Source organism: Kosakonia sp. N21 (assembly GCF_050587465.1).
GTDB lineage: Bacteria > Pseudomonadota > Gammaproteobacteria > Enterobacterales > Enterobacteriaceae.
Genome location: NZ_JBOBHR010000009.1, coordinates 23,410 through 41,193, shown reverse-complemented (window position 1 = coordinate 41,193; position 17,784 = coordinate 23,410). Strand labels below are relative to the sequence as shown.

The window sequence follows — 17,784 nt, the reverse complement described above, 5'->3', positions numbered from 1 at the left end:
GCGCCGGGTTTTTTATTCCCTTACATCACACCAAACAGCGTCGGCAGAAACAGTGAGATCGCCGGAATATAAGTCACCAGCATCAGCACAACAAACAGAACTGCATAGAACGGCAGCATGGCTCTTACCACCTGTTCGATCTTCTGTTTACTCACTGCGCTTGCCACAAACAGTACCGATCCAACGGGCGGCGTAATCAACCCGATACCCAGGTTAACCAACATGATCATGCCGAAGTGCACCGGATCAACGCCCAGCGCGTTAGTCACCGGCAAGAGTACCGGCGTGAGGATAAGGATCAGCGGCGCCATATCCATCAATGTCCCCAGCAGCAATAGCATGATGTTAATGCACATCAGGATCACATACTTGTTATCGGAGATGTTGGTAAAGGCTTCCGTGATCCGCCCCGGCAGTTGCATATAGGTCATCACGGCGCCAAACGCGGCGGCAAACCCGATCAGGATCATCACAATGGTCACCGTCTTTACCGTGCGGTACATCAGCTTCGGCAGTTCTGACCATTTGTAGTCACGGTAGATAAACATGGTGACGAAAAACGCCCATAAGCAGGCGATCGCCGCCGATTCCGTGGCGGTAAAGATCCCGGACAGGATCCCGCCCATGATGATCACCACCGTCATCAGGCCCCAGAGCGTATCTGCAAAGATCTTTAACGCCTGACGAAACGGCACGCGTTCTCCTTTCGGGTAACCACGTTTGTGCGCAAAGGCCACGCACATCACCATCAGGGTAAAGCTCAGCAGTAATCCGGGCAGGATCCCGGCAATAAAGAGCGCGGCAATAGAGACCGTGCCGCCCGTTGCCAGTGAGTAGATCACTGAGTTGTGGCTGGGCGGCGTTAAAATGGCCTGTACCGATCCGCTGGCGGTCACCGCGGCGGCAAAATCGCGCGGGTAGCCTTTTTTATCCATCTCCGGGATCATCACCGAACCAATTGAGGCGGTATCCGCTACCGACGATCCGGAAATGGCGCCAAAAAATGTCGAGGCCACGATATTCACCAGCGACAGGCCGCCGCGAATAAAACCGACAAAGATATAAGCAAAATTCACCAACCGACGGGCAATACCGCCTTCGGCCATAATCGCCCCCGCCAGAATAAAGAACGGGATCGCCAGCAGTGAGAATTTATTGACGCCATTGGTGAGCTGGATCATCACCGCTTCCAGCGGAATATCGATATACCACGCCCCCAGCACCGCGCTGATCCCAACGGCGTATGCCACCGGAACGCCCACCGCCAGCATAATGGCTAACGTAAAGACAAGAATAAATGCATCCATAGACTTTCCTTACTGGATCAGCTCGAAGAACCCAGCATCACCACCGGGCGGTGGTACTGCGCGCCAAAAAGCATCTTCTCGATAATAAACAGGAGGGTGATAGCCGAACCGACAGGAAGCGGCAGGTAGCTCTCACCTGCGGTGAACAGCGGGAATTCCGCCACCGGCTGCTCCCACAACTCCGCGCACAACGCGCTGCTATACCAGAGAATAAACAGGCTGATAGCCATCAGCATCAGATCCGCCGCAATGAAGCAGGCTTTGCGCGCAGGTTCGCTCAGGCGGTCCGTGACCATGCTGACAGCGATATGTGAACCCGCACGGTAACTCACGGCTGCACCGACAAAGGTAAATGTCACCATGCAGATAATGGCCACCGGTTCCGGCCAGGACAACGCACTGTTCATGACATAGCGGGCAAAAATCCCCACAGGAATAATAGCGACCATAATTAATAGCGCCAGCCCGGCAACCCACATTGAAATCCGGTAAAGAATATCCATCAATAACGAATAGCGTTCACCCATAACAGTTTCCCCGGTGAAGGTTGAAAACAGCAATACGGAAACACGTTATTCGGGCAAGGTCGCCCCTGCCCGTTAAACGCTATTGCACTTCCTGAATACGGGTAATTAAATCCTGGTGTTCTTTGCCGTATTTATCGCGAACCGACTGCGTGGCTTTATAAAAGACGGCGGTATCGATGTCGTGGAATTGAACACCTCCGGCTTTCATCGCCTCCAGCGATTTTTCATTGTAAGCTTTCCACAATTCCCGTTGTTCAACCTGGGCTTCTTTCGCCAGCTTGAGGATTAATTCCTGATCCTCTTTTTTCAACTTATCCCATTTCGGTTTAGAGAATAAAAAAAGCTCCGGAATAATAAAGTGTTTGCTCCAGGTGTAATTTTTGACAACCGGAAGATAGTTATGCGCAACAAAAGTCGGCGGGTTGTTTTCCGTGCCGTCGATCACCCCGGTCTGCATGCCGCTAAACACTTCGCTCACCCCCATCGCCACGGAGTTCGCCCCCATCGCCTTCAGCGTGTCGAGTGCGATTGGACTGCCCTGAACGCGGATCTTCATGCCTTTCAGATCCTCAGCTTTGTTTACCGGTGCTTTGGTGATTAAATTACGCGTACCGGCATCCATCCAGCCAAGAAAGATCAATCGGGATTTACTGCTGTCAGACAAACGGCCACCAATTTCCTGGCCAATCATCCCGTCGAGCACTTTATGCATATGATCTTCATCGCGGAAAATATAGGGCAGCGTAAAGACATTAATCTCAGGTAATATTGCCGCCACCGGCGTCATCGATACGCGAATAATATCAATCGCGCCAATCTGCGCCTGTTCAATCACCTGTTTTTCGTCACCTAATACACCGCCAGGAAACGTTTTAATATCCAGACGCCCGTTTGTCGCCGCGCTTAACTTCTCTCCCATATGCTTAACAGCAACAACATTGGGATAGTCGGCAGGATGAACGTCCGCTGCGCGGAAGGTCTGAGCTAAAGAGGCGTGGGAGATAAACAACAGAGCGGAACTAATACAGACTTTCAGTAAGGTTTTTGCTGAGTTCATATTTCCGTGTCTCCAGAGGGTCTGATTTTTTTTAGAAAAAAAGGGTCGACCGCGAACAAAGCGTTCGTGGTATTACGGTAAGCGTTGTTATGGGTATGTCTGAGACAGTAGACACTCTGAAGAGTAGTCACTCGGCGGGGTTATTGCGACGATGCTGTTCACAAAAAATGGCTAAATTCAGCACAGCGTTTCATTTTTGCAGTGAATCTCTTTTTATTTTCAAAAAAACGGCATTTCAGCGGCCATTTTTTGAGATCCGGCTCGTATTTCTCTACTTTCGGGATGAAAGCAAAAACAAAAATGGCGCATTACGCGCCATTCGGTTAACCGACCTGAACGGAAAGCATACTGAGGGAACCCATCTCAATGCCATCGACCGGGATCGACACCGGCTCTTTACCGTCCCACGCGCCAAGCACATACAACAGCGGCAGGAAGTGGTCCGGCGTCGGGTTCGATAACGAACCACCTTCATGGTCAAGGTAATTGACCAGCGGATGTTGCTCAGCGGGTCCCTGCCAGGTCAGGTTATCTTTCACAAAATCATTGAACGATGTCGCCCACGGGTATGGCGTGTTCTCACCATGCCAGCGCGCCGTTCGCAGGTTGTGCACAACGTTTCCGCTGGCAACCAGCATAATGCCCTCGTCACGCAACGTCGCCAGTTTACGGCCCATCTCAAGATGCCATGCCGCGGGTTTGGTGCTGTCCACGCTCAGTTGCACCATCGGGATATCCGCATGGGGGTACATTTTAATCAACACACCCCATGAGCCGTGGTCGAAACCCCAGGCTTCTTTGTCGAGTACCACCGGCACCGGCGCCAGCAGGTCAACCAAATGCTGCGCTAACTCCGGTGAACCCGGCGCAGGATAATGCGTGTCATACAGCGCCTGCGGGAAACCGCCAAAATCATGGATCGTTTTCGGTGCTTCCATCGCCGTCACGCCCGTGCCGCGCGTAAACCAGTGTGCGGATACCACCACAATCGCTTTCGGGCGCGGCAGTGTTTCGCCCAGTTGCCCCCAGGCGCGGGTATAAATGTTATCTTCAAGAACATTCATTGGGCTACCGTGGCCCAAAAACAGCGCTGGCATACGTGGTGCTGACATGGTGATATCCTTACAGAGTGTGACAATTTGATGGCACTACATTACGCCTTTTCAGTAGACGAAGAACTCTGATAACCATGATGAAGATCTTCAGTAATTTTGAATGTAAGGAATGCGTAAAGATGGCGTGCCCGCCTCGCTTTTCGCAGCATGAAAACATACATTAATGAGAATCATTATCATAAAGGAGTTATGCATGTCAGCGCCCCTGATCCTGACCTTACTGGCAGGTGCCGCCACCTTTATTGGCGCGATCCTCGGCGTGTTAGGCCAGAAGCCTTCTAACCGTGTACTGGCGTTTTCGCTTGGCTTTGCCGCCGGAATTATGCTGCTCATCTCGCTGATGGAGATGCTTCCCGCCGCGCTGGCAACAGAAAATATGTCGCCAATGCTGGGTTATGGCATGTTCGTGGTCGGATTGCTGGGCTACTTTGCGCTGGATCGCATGCTGCCTCATGCCCACCCACAGGACTTAATGCAGGGGACACAACACAGCTTCCCGCGTGGCATTCGTCGTACCGCCATTCTGCTGACACTCGGCATCAGCCTGCATAACTTTCCGGAAGGGATCGCCACTTACGTGACCGCCAGCAACGATCTGGAGTTGGGGCTCGGCATCGCTTTTGCGGTGGCATTACACAATATTCCTGAAGGACTTGCGGTTGCCGGCCCGGTCTACGCCGCCACGGGTTCCAAACGTACCGCCATCTTCTGGGCCGGGATTTCAGGCCTGGCGGAAATTATCGGCGGCGTGCTGGCGTGGTTGATCCTCGGTAGCCTGGTGTCACCGGTGGTGATGGCTGCGATCATGGCCGCCGTGGCGGGGATTATGGTTGCGCTTTCGGTAGATGAACTCATGCCGCTGGCAAAAGAAATAGACCCGAATAACAACCCGAGCTACGGCGTATTGTGTGGTATGTCTGTGATGGGATTAAGTCTGGTCGCCCTGCAGGCGATGGGAATTGGCGGTTAAACCGACCGCCTGACCGTCGTGGACGGGTAGCGCTGCTACTCGCCCTGCCTGGTGCCGCTGATTTTCTTCAACTCATCAAGCACACGCTGATAAGCCTTGTACAGCGCCTCGCGGTCGTGACGACAGGCTTTATTGTTGCGTTTAAGCGCATGAATATACACAACGATGACCAGGACAATAAGCAGTAGCCAATACCAGGAAATAAACATCGCGACTCCATGAATATATTTGGCAAAAAATACGACGCAGAATCATTAAAAATCTTTTTAATTTAATGGATTAGATAAATTCAAACCCATTATTCACCGCAAGTAAAATCGTTACCACTTTATAAGTAGAGGCATAAGATTTCAACGTGTGAGTATGAGAAGTGCAACAAAGTTTGATACAGGACAGGCAAAAAAAATCCGAAGCCAGCGACTTCGGATTTTTTATCTTTATCGTTAACAGCAACGATTAGCTGGCTTTGCGCTCATGCTCCTGGCGGTAGGCCACCAGGTCTTCAATAGTCACAACCGCCATATTGTGTTGCTTAGCAAACTCGATGCACTCCGGCGCACGCGCCATTGAGCCATCGTCATTGGTTAATTCACACAGCACACCCGCAGGTTTAAAACCAGCCAGCGTGACTAAATCGATAGTGGCTTCAGTATGGCCGCCGCGGGTCAGAACACCACCCGGCTGCGCACGCAGTGGGAAAACGTGACCAGGACGGTTCAGGTCGGACGGTTTAGCGCCATCGGCAATCGCCGCGCGAACGGTAGTAACACGGTCAGCAGCGGAAACACCGGTGGTGACGCCGTGAGCGGCTTCGATAGTGACGGTAAAACCGGTGCCGTAGGCGCTGGTGTTGTTCTCGACCATCATTGGCAGATCGAGTTGTTTACGGCGTTCGTCAGTCAGGCACAAACAAACAATCCCGCTACCGTGACGGATAGTCAGCGCCATCTGCTCAACGGTCATGGTTTCGGCGGCGAAAATCATATCACCTTCGTTTTCACGGTCCTCGTCATCGAGCACCATCACACCACGGCCTTCGCGCAGTGCGGCGAGAGCGTTTTCAATACGTTGGAAAGGCGTGCCAAAAGAAGAAAGCAGCGTCTGATTCATGGTAAAAGACCTCAATAAAGTTATGGTTACCAGAATCAGGGCAGTCTTAGGAGTGTCGCAAAGCGGCAAAAAAATAACGCGAGCGGGCATCATGCCCGGCAGAATCGTTACTCTCTCCCATCCGGACTTTAACCGTCGGCCCCGGAATTACACCGGATCTGCTGACCTTCAGGCGTTAACCTGAAGCGCTCGCGGGCTTTCAGCATGCGCTGATTTACCGCCGGTGGGGAATTTCGCCCCGCCCTGAGAATAAGCGGAATAACTATAACGCCATTGATTACCTTCGGCAATGCATAACCTTCAAACAATTCTGGTTTATCACCTGGGGTTATCACACTACAATGACTGCATGAGCCCATCCGAGCAGGGAACCCAAAATGATTGACCCCAAAAAAATTGAACAGATTGCGCGCCAGGTTCACGAATCCATGCCAAAAGGGATCCGTGAGTTCGGGGAAGACGTTGAGAAAAAAATCCGTCAGACGCTACAGGCGCAGTTAACCCGCCTCGATCTGGTAAGCCGTGAAGAGTTTGATGTGCAAACGCAGGTGCTGCTGCGCACGCGTGAGAAGCTGGCCCTGCTGGAGCAGCGTCTTAGCGAACTGGAGAATCAGGGAAAAAACACCGAAGTGAAACCGGCGCCGGCTATTCCGCCGGTTGACGATCACGCGTAATACGAAGCGCTCTTTGCCAGGCAAAGAGCGCTATTGCAGGGTTTAATCGCCCTGTTTCTGGATTTTTTTGATGATATTGGTGGTTGAGCAACCGTCTTCAAAGTTGAGCACCAGCACTTCACCGCCGTTGGCCCAAACCTCTTCGCTGCCGGCAATCTGCTCCGGTTTGTAGTCACCGCCTTTTACCAGCAGATCCGGCAGGATCCCGGCAATCAGACGCTGCGGCGTATCTTCTTCAAACGAAACCACCCAATCCACCGCTTCCAGCGCGCTTAACACAATCATGCGCTGTTCCAGCGGGTTCACCGGGCGGGTATCACCTTTCAGGCGTCGGGTGGACGCGTCGCTATTCACCGCAACAATCAGACGATCGCCAAGTTTCCGCGCATTCGCCAGATAAGAGACGTGCCCGGCGTGCAGGATGTCGAAAACGCCATTGGTCATCACCACTTTCTCACCACGCTTACGCGCTGCCGCAACGGCCTCTTTCAGCTCGGCTTCCGTCATCACGCCAAAACCGGTTTCCGCACGACCACGCACGGCGTTCTCCAGCTCAATCGGCGTCACGGTTGAGGTGCCGAGTTTACCGACCACCACACCCGCCGCCGCGTTCGCGAAGTAGCAGGCCTCTTCCAGAGAATTGCCCGACGCCAGCGTTGCCGCCAGAACGCCGATGACCGTATCGCCCGCACCGGTCACGTCATACACTTCCTGCGCCTGGGTTGGCATATGCAGCGGCGCTTTCCCCGGTTGCAGCAATGTCATGCCCTGCTCGGAACGGGTCACCAGCAGCGCCGACAGATCATAGTCGGCGATCACTTTCATGCCACGCTCAACGATCTCCGCTTCGCTTTTGCATTTACCCGCGACGGCTTCGAACTCGGACAAGTTCGGTGTCAGCAGCGTTGCCCCGCGATAGCGTTCGAAATCAGTACCTTTCGGATCGATAAGCACCGGTACGCCCGCGTTGCGCGCCAGCGTAATCATCTGCCGGACGCTGACCAGCGCGCCTTTGGCGTAATCAGACAGCACCAGCGCGCCAATGTTGCCCAGTGCCTGGCTAATGCGATCGTGCATCGGCTGCGGATCAACACCCTCAAAACCTTCTTCAAAATCCAGACGGATCAGTTGCTGGTTGCGGGAAAGCACGCGCAGCTTGGTGATCGTTGGATGCGTCGGAACAGAAACAAAGTCGCATTTAACGTTAACGTCCGCCAGCGCCTTACTCAGCGCACGCGCCGCATCGTCAATACCGGTCAGCCCGACCAGACGCGCACTGGCGCCCAGCGATGCGATGTTCATCGCCACGTTTGCCGCGCCGCCCGGGCGCTCTTCAATCGTATCGACCTTCACCACTGGCACCGGGGCTTCCGGAGAAATGCGGCTGGTTGGGCCGTACCAGTAGCGATCCAACATCACATCACCCACTACCATGACACCGGCTTGCTCAAACTCTGGCAGCGTTACTTTCATTCCTGTCTCCTGAGAGATACAAAATTTGCGCGCGATAATACCACACTTACGCGCGGGCGCACGGTTCCACCAGCCACTTCTCCCAGCTCGCTTTGATCAGGGCGCGTTCGGCGGCAAAGCAAGAAAGCGCCACATTTCCCGGTAGCTCCTGCAACGCAAGATGGTGCAGTTCATCACGCAGCGTGGTGTAAGCGTGCGTCAACGCCAGCGCTTCCTGCTCATCCATAATGCCGTTTTGCGCAAGCCCCTCGAGGATGCGCACATTATCCGACCAGCGCGTCAGCTTCGGTTTGTCATGCGCGTATCGCAGCACCAGATACTGCGCGATAAATTCGATATCCGTAATGCCACCTTCATCGGCTTTCAGGTCGAAGCGATCTTTATGTTTGTTGCCGAGATGCGCACGCATCTTCTCGCGCATCTCGCGCACGTCGGTTTGCAACGTCTCCCCATCACGCGGGATCATCAGAATATCGCGACGAATGGCGTCAAAATCGGCAGTCAGTTGCGGATCGCCGTACACCACACGCGCGCGCGCCAGTGCCTGATGCTCCCACGTCCAGGCTTCATTTTTCTGGTAATCCGCGAACGATTCCGTCGTCGTCACCAACATACCTGCCGCACCGGATGGGCGCAGACGGGCGTCGACTTCGTAAAGGATGCCGGACGATGTGCGGGTGCTGAACAGGTGCATGACACGCTGAGCAAGACGCAGGTAAAACTGACGACCATCGATTTCACGCTCACCATCGGTCATGGCATCCGGTGGGCAATCATGTAAGAACACCAGATCGAGATCGGAGCTGTACCCCAGTTCCCAGCCACCCAGTTTACCGTAACCCACCACGGCAAAACCGCGTCCTTCACGCTCGCGCAGGTGCATCGGCTGGCCAAAGCGCGCCACCATTTGCCCCCACGCCTGCTGCACCACCGCATCGATAATCGCTTCCGCCAGCCAGGTCAGATGATCGCTGACCTTCATCACTGGCAGGGTTCCGGCAATGTCCGCCGCCGCCACGCGCAATAACTGGGCTTGTTTAAACTGGCGCACCGCTTCGAGCTGTTGCTCTTCGTCATCTTCCGGCACGCGCAACAAATATTGCCGCAGCTCATCGCGGTAAGCATTCATTGCCGTGGGCTGATACAGCGTGTTGGGATCGAGCAGTTCATCCAGCAGGATCGGATAACGCGCAAGCTGGCTGGCGACCATCGGCGATGCCGCACACAACGAAATCAGATGCTTTAGCGCACCGGGGAATTCGCTCAACAGCTCAAGATAGGTCGTTCGGGTAATAATGCCGGTCAGCAGCGGCGTCAGGCGCGACAACGGCACCGGGGCATCTTCACGCGAGCACACATCGCTGAGCAAGTGCGGCATCAAATGGTCGAGAACCTGGCGACCACGCGGTCCAATGGTGCGTTTATCAAGTTCTTTGCGAAAATCGGCAATCAACTCCAGCACGCGATGACGATCGTCATCGGAGAGGTGCGTCAGCGCAGGTGTGGTGTCATCTTCCTGCAGCGCGTCCTGCCACAGTTCGCGCCAGTGTTCAGACAGGGTATCTTCCGGCGAGTCCGTTTCATCATCGCCAATCAGCGCATTAAAGATACGTCGTACCGCCGCCATATGGCTTTCCAGCGTGTTGCTGAGCGTTTCCCAGCCGGCAACGCCCATTCCCCAGGCGAGGCGTGCGCGATTCAGCTCATCACCCGGCAGGGTCTGCGTCTGCTCGTCATTAATGCTTTGCAGCAGGTTTTCCAGCCTGCGTAGCCAGAGATAGGCTTCCCGCAGCGTGGTGGCTTCGCCCTCCGGCAACAAGCGCAACTGATCGATTGCCGCCAGCGTCGGCAGCAACGAACGGGATTGCAACGCCGGTTCGCGCCCCCCGCGGATCAACTGAAACACCTGGACGATAAATTCGATCTCGCGAATGCCGCCAGCGCCCAGCTTGATATTGTCTTTCAAGCCACGGCGACGTACTTCACGAGCAATCATCCCCTTCATGTTACGCAGCGACTGAATGACGCTAAAATCGATATAACGACGGAAGACAAAGGGCCGCAGCATCGCCCGCAACTCCCTGGCATGATCGCCGCCGTTATCCCCCATGATCCGCGCTTTGACCATGGCGTAGCGCTCCCAGTCGCGCCCCTGCTCCTGGTAATAATCCTCCAGCGCAGCAAAGCTGAGCACCAGCGGGCCGCTGTCACCAAAGGGGCGCAGGCGCATATCCACGCGGTAGACGAAACCATCCTGCGTGGGTTGATCGAGCACTTTAATCAGCCGCTGGCCGAGACGCGTGAAAAACTGCGCATTATCCAGCTCCCGCCTGCCGCCACGGGTTGAGCCGTTTTCCGGCCAGGCAAAAATCAAATCAATATCGGACGAGAAGTTCAGCTCGCCGCCGCCGAGTTTCCCCATCCCCAGCACCAGCATCGGCTGCGCAACGCCCTGCGTATTGCACGGCGTGCCCCACTCGCGGCAGCAAGCATCGTAGAGCCAGTCCCGCGCCGCAACAATCAGCGTTTCCGCCAGTACACTTAACTGCTGAAGGATATCTTCTTCCGCCGTCAGTCGTAGCGCCTGCGCCCAGGCAATACGCACCATCACGCGGCGGCGAAACTGCCGCAATGCCCGCATCAGCGATGCTTCATCCGCAACGTCCTGCAACGCGCTTTGTAGCATCGAGGCATAATGCTGCCACTCGTCAGCCTGCGGCGGCGCGCTTTCAAGCTCCGCTAACCACGCCGGATGCGCGATGATCGCATCCTGAACAAAGTCACTAAAAGTGAGCACTGACTGCGCCTGTGCGCTTAGTGGCTGCACGGTCAGAGATTCCGGCAGACGAGAGAGTACCGTCTGCCAGTGCTGCGATAACGGTGAAGCGTGCGGCATCCGAAATATCCTTTAGTTAGCGTTTTCCGCTGTGTAACCAGAACGGCGGCTGGTTAATGGCGGTATTACGGAAATGTTCAATTTCGATGATTTGGCGGGTTTCAATGGCGTGATACAACCCTTGCCAGTTTTCCAGCCATTCAATCGCCAGTGCGCGATCGTAAAAACCGGCCAGCAGCAGCGCACTGTCGATATCCCGCGCCAGGCGCGGCAACTGGTCGCGATAGCTGTCGCCAAGCGGCTGAGCAAACGTTTTTTTCAGCTCGGCAGCGCTGCGCGAGAGGTGGACATCCGCAAAGCGTTTAAACGAATCGGCAAACTTCGCCTGCGCTTTTTCATCCAGGAAGGTGCGCCAGCCATTGCTCACCAGCCAGTCTGTTAGCACCAGTTTTGCCATGGCTGATGGCGTAGTCCAGACGGCTGTTTCAGCGGAGACCGCAGAGGCGATGGTGGCTTCGGCTTGCGTCAGCAAATCACGTAAGTGAGCGCTCGCTTTACGCGGCACAATACCGCCAAACAGCACCAGAGTATGACGCAGCAGCGCAATGGCGCGCAGTACATCGTCTTTTGCGCGGTTATTCCCCCGGATCCACAACTCTTCGTGGTACTGCCATTGCGACAGCGCCAGCTCCAGCGCGGCGGCAAAGCCCTGCTCTACGCTGGCTTTCGCTGCCGGTTGCAGAACCGGCGTCGGGCGAGTTTCACGCGGCGCATTGCCCTGCGCCAGGTGATAACCGCGCGCCGCTTTGCTCAGACTTCCCTGACGTAACCCAGAGAGCGTGACGAGCTGGCGCGCCAGCGTGAGGATATCCGCCGGATCGCCGTTCAGCAGCTCCAGCTCCAGCTCGCAAATCGGCTCGGCAAATTCACCGGCTTTGACTTCACCCAAATCAAGACCAATCTCGATGCGGCTGTCGCCCACGTTCACCAGCCATTTTTCGCGCCAGAAATCGGTGCTAAACAGCGGGTGAGTCTGCGCCTGTAAGTCAGCAGGCAGCGTTCCGTCTGGCCACACTTCCGCCGGGAAACGCGCCAGGTCAAGTTCGGCTTTTTCCAGCGGAATGTTGTATTCCGGGCGTTGATGTAAACCGCCAATCACCCGACCAGCGATTTTCATCGTCATCTCATATTTGCCGTCAAAACCACGAATACGCAGCCCCATATCGTGGCCGCGCAGCCAGTTATCCGGCGTTTCGTAATAGATGTTCAGTAGTTGGCTGGGCGCGACATGTTCGTCGGTCAGCGTATGGAGATGTTGGCGAAGCGTTTCCACGCTGTCGCTATTCACGATAAACTTTAATTCGATTTCCTGAGCCATGGCCTTGCACTTATGGTTATGTCACATCAGTGAAAATTTCGGCGAACTAACGCGCCCGATGTTTGTCAGTAGATAGTATTTTGCGCCAAATTGCCATGCAATGCGCAATCTGGCTGGAGCAAAAGTTCGCATAAGCGCGCAGTTTGACCCGGAAGATTCCGATTGATGCCAATAGCAGGGTATCGTCAGACTGTGGTCACTGTTTACCCTTCACGTCCAATGGAAATAACGACTACCTGATGCCAAAATTACGCCTGATTGGATTGACCTTATTTGCGCTTAGCGTGTCCCTGGGAACCCACGCTGAGGAAAAACGTTATGTTTCCGACGAACTGAATACCTGGGTCCGTAGCGGTCCGGGAGATAATTATCGCCTTGTGGGCACGGTGAATGCCGGCGAGGAAGTGACCCTGCTGCAATCCAATAGCGACTATGGCCAGGTGCGCGATAGCACCGGGCGTACCGCGTGGATCCCGCTGAAAGAGCTGAATACCCAACCCAGCCTGCGCACCCGCGTGCCGGAACTGGAAAACCAGGTCAAAACGCTGACCGATAAACTCAACAATATCGATAACACCTGGAACCAGCGTACTGCCGAGATGCAGCAGAAAGTCGCGCAGAGCGACGGCGTCATTAGCGGCCTGAAAGATGAAAACCAGAAACTCAAAAACGAGTTAATTGTGGCGCAGAAGAAGGTGAATGCTGCCAATCTGCAACTGGATGACAAACAGCGCACCATCATCATGCAATGGTTTATGTATGGCGGCGGCGTGCTGGGCGCAGGCCTGCTACTGGGTCTGGTGTTGCCGCATATGATCCCTACCCGCAAACGCAAAGACCGCTGGATGAACTAAGCACATTAGCCATCTTCTCTACACTTACGTATTATCTGTCGGCAAAATAGGTGAGAGGAGTGGCGGGTGAAGAGTTATCTGGTCGGTGGTGCAATACGCGATACGTTGTTAGGCCTGCCAGTCAAAGACAGAGACTGGGTGGTGGTCGGCGCCACGCCGGAAGAGATGCTCAACGCGGGCTACCAGCAGGTAGGCCGTGATTTTCCTGTGTTCCTGCATCCGCAGAGCCACGAAGAGTACGCCCTGGCGCGCACCGAGCGTAAATCGGGCGTCGGCTATACGGGATTCACCGTCCATGCAGCGCCGGATGTTACGCTTGAGCAAGATTTGCTGCGTCGCGATTTAACCGTTAACGCCCTCGCGCAGGATGAAAACGGCGACATTATCGATCCTTTCAATGGTCAGCGAGATCTGCACAACCGGATCCTGCGCCATGTTTCCCCCGCCTTTGGCGAAGACCCTTTACGCGTTCTGCGCGTTGCACGCTTCGCCGCCCGCTACGCGCATCTCAGTTTCCGTATTGCCGATGAGACCATGGCGCTGATGCGCACCATGACGGACGCGGGCGAACTGGCGCATCTGACCACCGAACGCGTATGGCAAGAGACGGAAAATGCATTGCGCACCCGCAACCCGCAGGTCTACTTCCAGGTGCTACGGGACTGTGGCGCACTGGCCGTTTTATTCCCGGAAGTGGACGCGCTGTATGGTGTTCCCGCACCCGCAAAATGGCATCCGGAAATCGATACTGGCGTGCATACGCTGATGACGCTGACAATGGCGGCGATGCTCAGTCCGGAAGTGGATGTGCGCTTTGCCACGCTGTGCCACGATCTGGGCAAAGGATTAACCCCAAAAGAGCTGTGGCCGCGCCATCATGGCCATGGCCCGGCAGGCGTGAAACTGGTAGAAGGGCTGTGTAAACGCCTGCGCGTCCCTAATGACATCCGCGACCTGGCAAAGCTGGTGGCGGAGTTTCACGATCTGATCCACACCTTCCCGATCCTGTTGCCCAAAACCATCGTTAAATTGTTTGATTCTATCGACGCCTGGCGTAAGCCGCACCGCGTGGAGCAAATCGCGCTGACCAGTGAGGCAGATGTGCGCGGTCGTACAGGGTTTGAAGCCAGCGATTACCCGCAGGGGCGTCTACTGCGTGAAGCCTGGCAAGTGGCGCGTGCGGTGCCAACCAAAGAGGTGATTGATGCGGGCTTTAAAGGCGCGGAAGTGCGCGAAGAACTGACCCGTAGACGGATAGCAGCCCTTGCGCACTGGAAAGAACAGCGTTGCCCTCAGCCGAAAGAGTGAGGGCGCAGGCCTTATAAAAAGACCAGATAGACAACCGCGGCGACGATAAAGCGGTAAATCGCGAAGGGAATAAACGAGATACGTTTAATCACGTGCAGGAAGGTTTTGATCGCAATCAGCGCCACGATGAAGGCCGTAATAAAACCAACGGCGAACATCGGGATATCGCCAGTCGTGAGGAACCCCATACTTTTATAGAGATCCAGTACCGTGGCGCCCATCATCATCGGCACGGCCAGCAGGAACGAGAACTCCGACGCCGCGTAACGGCTTACCCCCATCAACATCCCGCCGGAAATGGTGGCACCGGAACGGGAGAAACCCGGCCACAGCGCCAGGCACTGGAAGCAGCCAATCATAAACGCCTGACGATAGGTAATATCATCAACCCCTTCCGCGCGCGGAACCCTGGGTTTCAGGACTTCGGCGGCAATCAGCAGTACGCCGCCGACGACCAACGCATAGGTCACGGTCAACGGGTTAAACAGAGACTTGATGGTATCGTGGAAGACCAGCCCAAGCACCACGGCCGGAACCATGCCGAGCAGAATATGCACCAACGTCAGGCGACCTGTACCAGTGCCTTCATGGGGCTGATGACCGAAATGAATACCGATCAAACCAAACAGGCGTCGCCAGAACATCACCACCACCGCCAGAATCGACCCTAGCTGAATCACCACTTCAAAGGTTTTTGCCGTATCGCCCTCAAATCCCAGCAAATGCCCCACGATAATCATATGACCGGTACTGGAGACCGGTAGAAATTCGGTAAGCCCTTCAACGACACCCAGAATGGCTGCCACCAGCAACGAATGCATATCACCCATCAAATAAACCCCTAAGAAAGCTATAAAAAACGGCTTTCTCCATGGAGAAGCCGCAAAAGGCCGTTATCTATGACCTGAATACTAGCGCTTGGTTTAATTATTATGAATGTAATTACTTTCTTTCGGATTTACGCCACGCTCGATGATTACACCCACGTTCAGGGCGCGCGCAACAGCACCTGGCTTGCTGAGTTTGATGCGCACCCACGGCGACTGAAAGCGCGCCAGCAGCAGGTCGGCAACCTCTTCCGCCACACGCTCCACCAGGGCAAAACGCCCGCCTTCCACATGACCGACAATCACATCGGCGATATCGGCATAGCTCAGGCAATCCTTCACATCATCACTTTTTGCGGCTTTGCGGTTATCCCACGCCATTTCGATATCGAACACCAGTCGCTGTTCGATGGTCTGTTCCCAGTCGTAAACACCAATAGTGGTGATCACTGAAAGCTGCTCAATAAATACGATGTCCATTACGCCTCGCCTGCTATTGGGTTACACACGTCTTGCTTCAGGCCGCCGCTTTCCTGGCGGTCCGTCAGATTTTGCGCATTCCCTGGATACCACTTTCCGGAATTTATGCGTATTATCCACGGATGCAGAGAATAAAACGACATTTTCACAACGGAACAGCGTCATGAGTGCAATCGCGCCTGGAATGATTCTCCTCGCGTATCTTTGCGGCTCAATCTCCAGCGCCATTCTGGTCTGCCGCATCGCGGGTCTTCCGGACCCACGCGAGAGTGGCTCCGGAAACCCCGGAGCGACCAACGTATTAAGAATTGGCGGCAAAGGAGCAGCCGTAACGGTACTGATTTTCGACGTATTGAAAGGCATGCTGCCAGTCTGGGGCGCGTACGCGCTTGGCATTACGCCATTCTGGCTGGGGCTCATCGCGATCGCAGCCTGTCTTGGGCATATCTGGCCCGTTTTCTTTAAATTCCAGGGCGGCAAAGGTGTGGCCACGGCATTTGGCGCCATTGCGCCGATTGGCTGGGATTTAACGGGTGTGATGGCGGGAACCTGGCTGCTGACAGTGCTGCTAAGCGGTTATTCCTCACTGGGGGCGATTGTCAGCGCGCTGATTGCCCCGTTCTATGTCTGGTGGTTCAAACCGCAGTTCACTTTCCCGGTGGCGATGCTGTCGTGCCTGATCCTGCTGCGCCACCACGACAATATTCAGCGCCTGTGGCGGCGTCAGGAAACAAAAATCTGGACCAGACTCAGAAAGAAAAAACGGGAAGAGTAGGAATGTTGCCCGGCGCGCAAGCAGCAACCGGGCTGTCGTCGATCACGCCGCAGGCAGCTCCGCCAGCGGCCAGCGCGGGCGAACAGTCACGCCAAGCCCGGCGTCATTCCCCGCTTTCAGGCGCACCATCCCCGCATAAGCAATCATCGCGCCGTTGTCGGTGCAAAACTCCGGACGCGCATAAAAGACCTCGCCACGACGCTTTTGCATCATCTCCGCCAGTTTTGCGCGCAATGTCCGGTTGGCGCTCACGCCGCCCGCCATCACCAGCCGCGTAAAGCCGGTTTGATCCAGCGCGCGCTTGCATTTGATCATCAGCGTCTCGACCACTGCATCCTCAAACGCGCGTGCAATGTTGGCACGAGTTTGCTCATCATCGCCATTGCTGCGAATGGTGTTCGCCGCAAAGGTTTTCAGGCCAGAGAAACTGAAATCCAGCCCGGGGCGGTCGGTCATCGGCCGCGGGAAAACAAAACGCCCGGCCGTCCCCTGTGACGCGAGTTTTGACAGCATCGGGCCACCAGGATAATCCAGGCCAAGTAGTTTCGCCGTTTTATCAAAGGCTTCGCCTGCTGCATCATCAATCGACTCGCCCAGCAGTTCATAATGACCGATGCCCGTGACGCTAATCAATTGTGTGTGACCACCGGAAACCAGCAGAGCGACAAAGGGGAATGCCGGGGGATTCTCTTCCAACATCGGCGCTAACAGATGCCCTTCCATATGGTGCACCGGGATAGCCGGAACATTCCATGCGAAGGCCAGTGAACGACCGACGGTCGCACCGACCAGCAGCGCACCGACCAGCCCCGGACCGGCGGTATAGGCCACCGCATCGATATCTTTTGCGGTTAATCCGGATTCTTTCAGCGCGGCCTGAATCAGCGGCACGGTTTTGCGCACATGGTCGCGGGACGCCAGTTCCGGCACCACACCGCCGTAGTCGGCGTGCAGTTTTACCTGACTATACAGTTGGTTGGCTAAAAGCCCTTGTTGATCGTCATAAATTGCGATGCCGGTTTCATCGCAGGATGTTTCAATGCCCAGTACGCGCATGGCTCTTTTTACCTCGTTGCAATACCGCGCAGTGTAG

Annotated in this window: 17 protein-coding genes and 1 riboswitch; of the genes, 5 read left to right on the top strand and 12 right to left on the bottom strand. The window is 55.2% G+C overall.

Annotated elements, in window-relative coordinates; all coding sequences use genetic code 11:
* Positions 1-20 precede the first annotated feature (20 nt).
* The 4 genes from ACQ3G7_RS19705 to ygiD form a co-directional block, all read right to left on the bottom strand.
* Entirely contained in the window at positions 21-1,307 is a 1,287-nt protein-coding gene (locus ACQ3G7_RS19705) for a TRAP transporter large permease (RefSeq protein ID WP_430891457.1), read from the bottom strand.
* Positions 1,308-1,324: 17 nt separating this feature from the next.
* On the bottom strand, positions 1,325-1,834 hold the full coding sequence (locus tag ACQ3G7_RS19700; RefSeq protein WP_430891455.1) for a TRAP transporter small permease: 510 nt from the start codon (positions 1,832-1,834) through the stop codon (positions 1,325-1,327).
* A 79-nt stretch (positions 1,835-1,913) separates the two neighbouring features.
* Entirely contained in the window at positions 1,914-2,891 is a 978-nt protein-coding gene (locus ACQ3G7_RS19695) for a TRAP transporter substrate-binding protein (RefSeq protein ID WP_430891453.1), read from the bottom strand.
* Between the two features lie 323 nt (positions 2,892-3,214).
* On the bottom strand, positions 3,215-4,003 hold the full coding sequence (gene ygiD, locus ACQ3G7_RS19690) for a 4,5-DOPA-extradiol-dioxygenase (protein ID WP_263099248.1): 789 nt from the start codon (positions 4,001-4,003) through the stop codon (positions 3,215-3,217).
* A 196-nt stretch (positions 4,004-4,199) separates the two neighbouring features.
* Between ygiD and zupT the strand changes: the two genes are divergently transcribed.
* On the top strand, positions 4,200-4,976 hold the full coding sequence (gene zupT, locus ACQ3G7_RS19685) for a zinc transporter ZupT (protein WP_430891451.1): 777 nt from the start codon (positions 4,200-4,202) through the stop codon (positions 4,974-4,976).
* 35 nt (positions 4,977-5,011) lie between these two features.
* On the opposite strand, the gene ACQ3G7_RS19680 is transcribed toward zupT, so the two are convergent.
* Positions 5,012-5,185, bottom strand: coding sequence for a hypothetical protein (locus tag ACQ3G7_RS19680; protein ID WP_263099246.1), 174 nt, complete (start codon positions 5,183-5,185; stop codon positions 5,012-5,014).
* Between the two features lie 247 nt (positions 5,186-5,432).
* Positions 5,433-6,086 carry a 3,4-dihydroxy-2-butanone-4-phosphate synthase gene (gene ribB, locus ACQ3G7_RS19675; protein ID WP_263099245.1) on the bottom strand — a complete coding sequence of 218 codons (654 nt, stop codon included), beginning with the start codon at positions 6,084-6,086 and terminating at the stop codon, positions 5,433-5,435.
* Positions 6,087-6,191: 105 nt separating this feature from the next.
* A riboswitch (FMN riboswitch) is annotated at positions 6,192-6,341 on the bottom strand.
* Positions 6,342-6,463: 122 nt separating this feature from the next.
* Between ribB and ubiK the strand changes: the two genes are divergently transcribed.
* The gene (gene ubiK, locus ACQ3G7_RS19670) at positions 6,464-6,760 is read left to right on the top strand and encodes a ubiquinone biosynthesis accessory factor UbiK (protein WP_061493097.1); all 297 of its coding nucleotides are present in this window, start codon (positions 6,464-6,466) and stop codon (positions 6,758-6,760) included.
* 42 nt (positions 6,761-6,802) lie between these two features.
* On the opposite strand, the gene hldE is transcribed toward ubiK, so the two are convergent.
* Genes hldE through ACQ3G7_RS19655 form a run of 3 tightly spaced genes read right to left on the bottom strand, consistent with a single transcriptional unit; the run spans position 6,803 to position 12,447 of the window.
* Positions 6,803-8,233 carry a bifunctional D-glycero-beta-D-manno-heptose-7-phosphate kinase/D-glycero-beta-D-manno-heptose 1-phosphate adenylyltransferase HldE gene (hldE, locus tag ACQ3G7_RS19665; RefSeq protein ID WP_263099243.1) on the bottom strand — a complete coding sequence of 477 codons (1,431 nt, stop codon included), beginning with the start codon at positions 8,231-8,233 and terminating at the stop codon, positions 6,803-6,805.
* 46 nt (positions 8,234-8,279) lie between these two features.
* Positions 8,280-11,129, bottom strand: a complete 2,850-nt coding sequence (gene glnE / locus ACQ3G7_RS19660; RefSeq protein ID WP_430891447.1) for a bifunctional [glutamate--ammonia ligase]-adenylyl-L-tyrosine phosphorylase/[glutamate--ammonia-ligase] adenylyltransferase — start codon at positions 11,127-11,129, stop codon at positions 8,280-8,282.
* 16 nt (positions 11,130-11,145) lie between these two features.
* A complete protein-coding gene (locus ACQ3G7_RS19655; protein ID WP_430891445.1) occupies positions 11,146-12,447 on the bottom strand; it encodes a CYTH domain-containing protein in 1,302 nt (433 codons plus the stop codon).
* Between the two features lie 239 nt (positions 12,448-12,686).
* Between ACQ3G7_RS19655 and ACQ3G7_RS19650 the strand changes: the two genes are divergently transcribed.
* Together ACQ3G7_RS19650 and ACQ3G7_RS19645 are read left to right on the top strand one after the other, a co-directional pair.
* Positions 12,687-13,301: a TIGR04211 family SH3 domain-containing protein gene (locus ACQ3G7_RS19650; protein ID WP_088237695.1), complete on the top strand. Its 615-nt coding sequence runs from the start codon at positions 12,687-12,689 to the stop codon at positions 13,299-13,301.
* A gap of 66 nt (positions 13,302-13,367) precedes the next feature.
* A complete protein-coding gene (locus ACQ3G7_RS19645; RefSeq protein ID WP_430891443.1) occupies positions 13,368-14,609 on the top strand; it encodes a multifunctional CCA addition/repair protein in 1,242 nt (413 codons plus the stop codon).
* 11 nt (positions 14,610-14,620) lie between these two features.
* On the opposite strand, the gene bacA is transcribed toward ACQ3G7_RS19645, so the two are convergent.
* Positions 14,621-15,439 carry an undecaprenyl-diphosphate phosphatase gene (bacA, locus tag ACQ3G7_RS19640; protein WP_263099238.1) on the bottom strand — a complete coding sequence of 273 codons (819 nt, stop codon included), beginning with the start codon at positions 15,437-15,439 and terminating at the stop codon, positions 14,621-14,623.
* 93 nt (positions 15,440-15,532) lie between these two features.
* A complete protein-coding gene (gene folB / locus ACQ3G7_RS19635; RefSeq protein ID WP_430891441.1) occupies positions 15,533-15,916 on the bottom strand; it encodes a bifunctional dihydroneopterin aldolase/7,8-dihydroneopterin epimerase in 384 nt (127 codons plus the stop codon).
* 163 nt (positions 15,917-16,079) lie between these two features.
* Here folB and plsY point away from each other — a divergent pair, with 163 nt between their 5' ends.
* Complete coding sequence (gene plsY, locus ACQ3G7_RS19630) at positions 16,080-16,691, top strand: glycerol-3-phosphate 1-O-acyltransferase PlsY (protein ID WP_263099236.1); 612 nt, start codon at positions 16,080-16,082, stop codon at positions 16,689-16,691.
* Positions 16,692-16,733: 42 nt separating this feature from the next.
* Here plsY and tsaD read toward each other — a convergent pair whose 3' ends face one another.
* A complete protein-coding gene (gene tsaD / locus ACQ3G7_RS19625; protein WP_430891439.1) occupies positions 16,734-17,747 on the bottom strand; it encodes a tRNA (adenosine(37)-N6)-threonylcarbamoyltransferase complex transferase subunit TsaD in 1,014 nt (337 codons plus the stop codon).
* Positions 17,748-17,784 lie beyond the last annotated feature (37 nt).

Coding starts and splice junctions, on each gene's coding strand:
- ACQ3G7_RS19705 (WP_430891457.1), bottom strand. CDS start 1,307: ATGGATGCATTTATTCTTGTCTTTACGTTAGCCATTATGCTGGCGGTG.
- ACQ3G7_RS19700 (WP_430891455.1), bottom strand. CDS start 1,834: ATGGGTGAACGCTATTCGTTATTGATGGATATTCTTTACCGGATTTCA.
- ACQ3G7_RS19695 (WP_430891453.1), bottom strand. CDS start 2,891: ATGAACTCAGCAAAAACCTTACTGAAAGTCTGTATTAGTTCCGCTCTG.
- ygiD (WP_263099248.1), bottom strand. CDS start 4,003: ATGTCAGCACCACGTATGCCAGCGCTGTTTTTGGGCCACGGTAGCCCA.
- zupT (WP_430891451.1), top strand. CDS start 4,200: ATGTCAGCGCCCCTGATCCTGACCTTACTGGCAGGTGCCGCCACCTTT.
- ACQ3G7_RS19680 (WP_263099246.1), bottom strand. CDS start 5,185: ATGTTTATTTCCTGGTATTGGCTACTGCTTATTGTCCTGGTCATCGTT.
- ribB (WP_263099245.1), bottom strand. CDS start 6,086: ATGAATCAGACGCTGCTTTCTTCTTTTGGCACGCCTTTCCAACGTATT.
- ubiK (WP_061493097.1), top strand. CDS start 6,464: ATGATTGACCCCAAAAAAATTGAACAGATTGCGCGCCAGGTTCACGAA.
- hldE (WP_263099243.1), bottom strand. CDS start 8,233: ATGAAAGTAACGCTGCCAGAGTTTGAGCAAGCCGGTGTCATGGTAGTG.
- glnE (WP_430891447.1), bottom strand. CDS start 11,129: ATGCCGCACGCTTCACCGTTATCGCAGCACTGGCAGACGGTACTCTCT.
- ACQ3G7_RS19655 (WP_430891445.1), bottom strand. CDS start 12,447: ATGGCTCAGGAAATCGAATTAAAGTTTATCGTGAATAGCGACAGCGTG.
- ACQ3G7_RS19650 (WP_088237695.1), top strand. CDS start 12,687: ATGCCAAAATTACGCCTGATTGGATTGACCTTATTTGCGCTTAGCGTG.
- bacA (WP_263099238.1), bottom strand. CDS start 15,439: ATGGGTGATATGCATTCGTTGCTGGTGGCAGCCATTCTGGGTGTCGTT.
- folB (WP_430891441.1), bottom strand. CDS start 15,916: ATGGACATCGTATTTATTGAGCAGCTTTCAGTGATCACCACTATTGGT.
- plsY (WP_263099236.1), top strand. CDS start 16,080: ATGAGTGCAATCGCGCCTGGAATGATTCTCCTCGCGTATCTTTGCGGC.
- tsaD (WP_430891439.1), bottom strand. CDS start 17,747: ATGCGCGTACTGGGCATTGAAACATCCTGCGATGAAACCGGCATCGCA.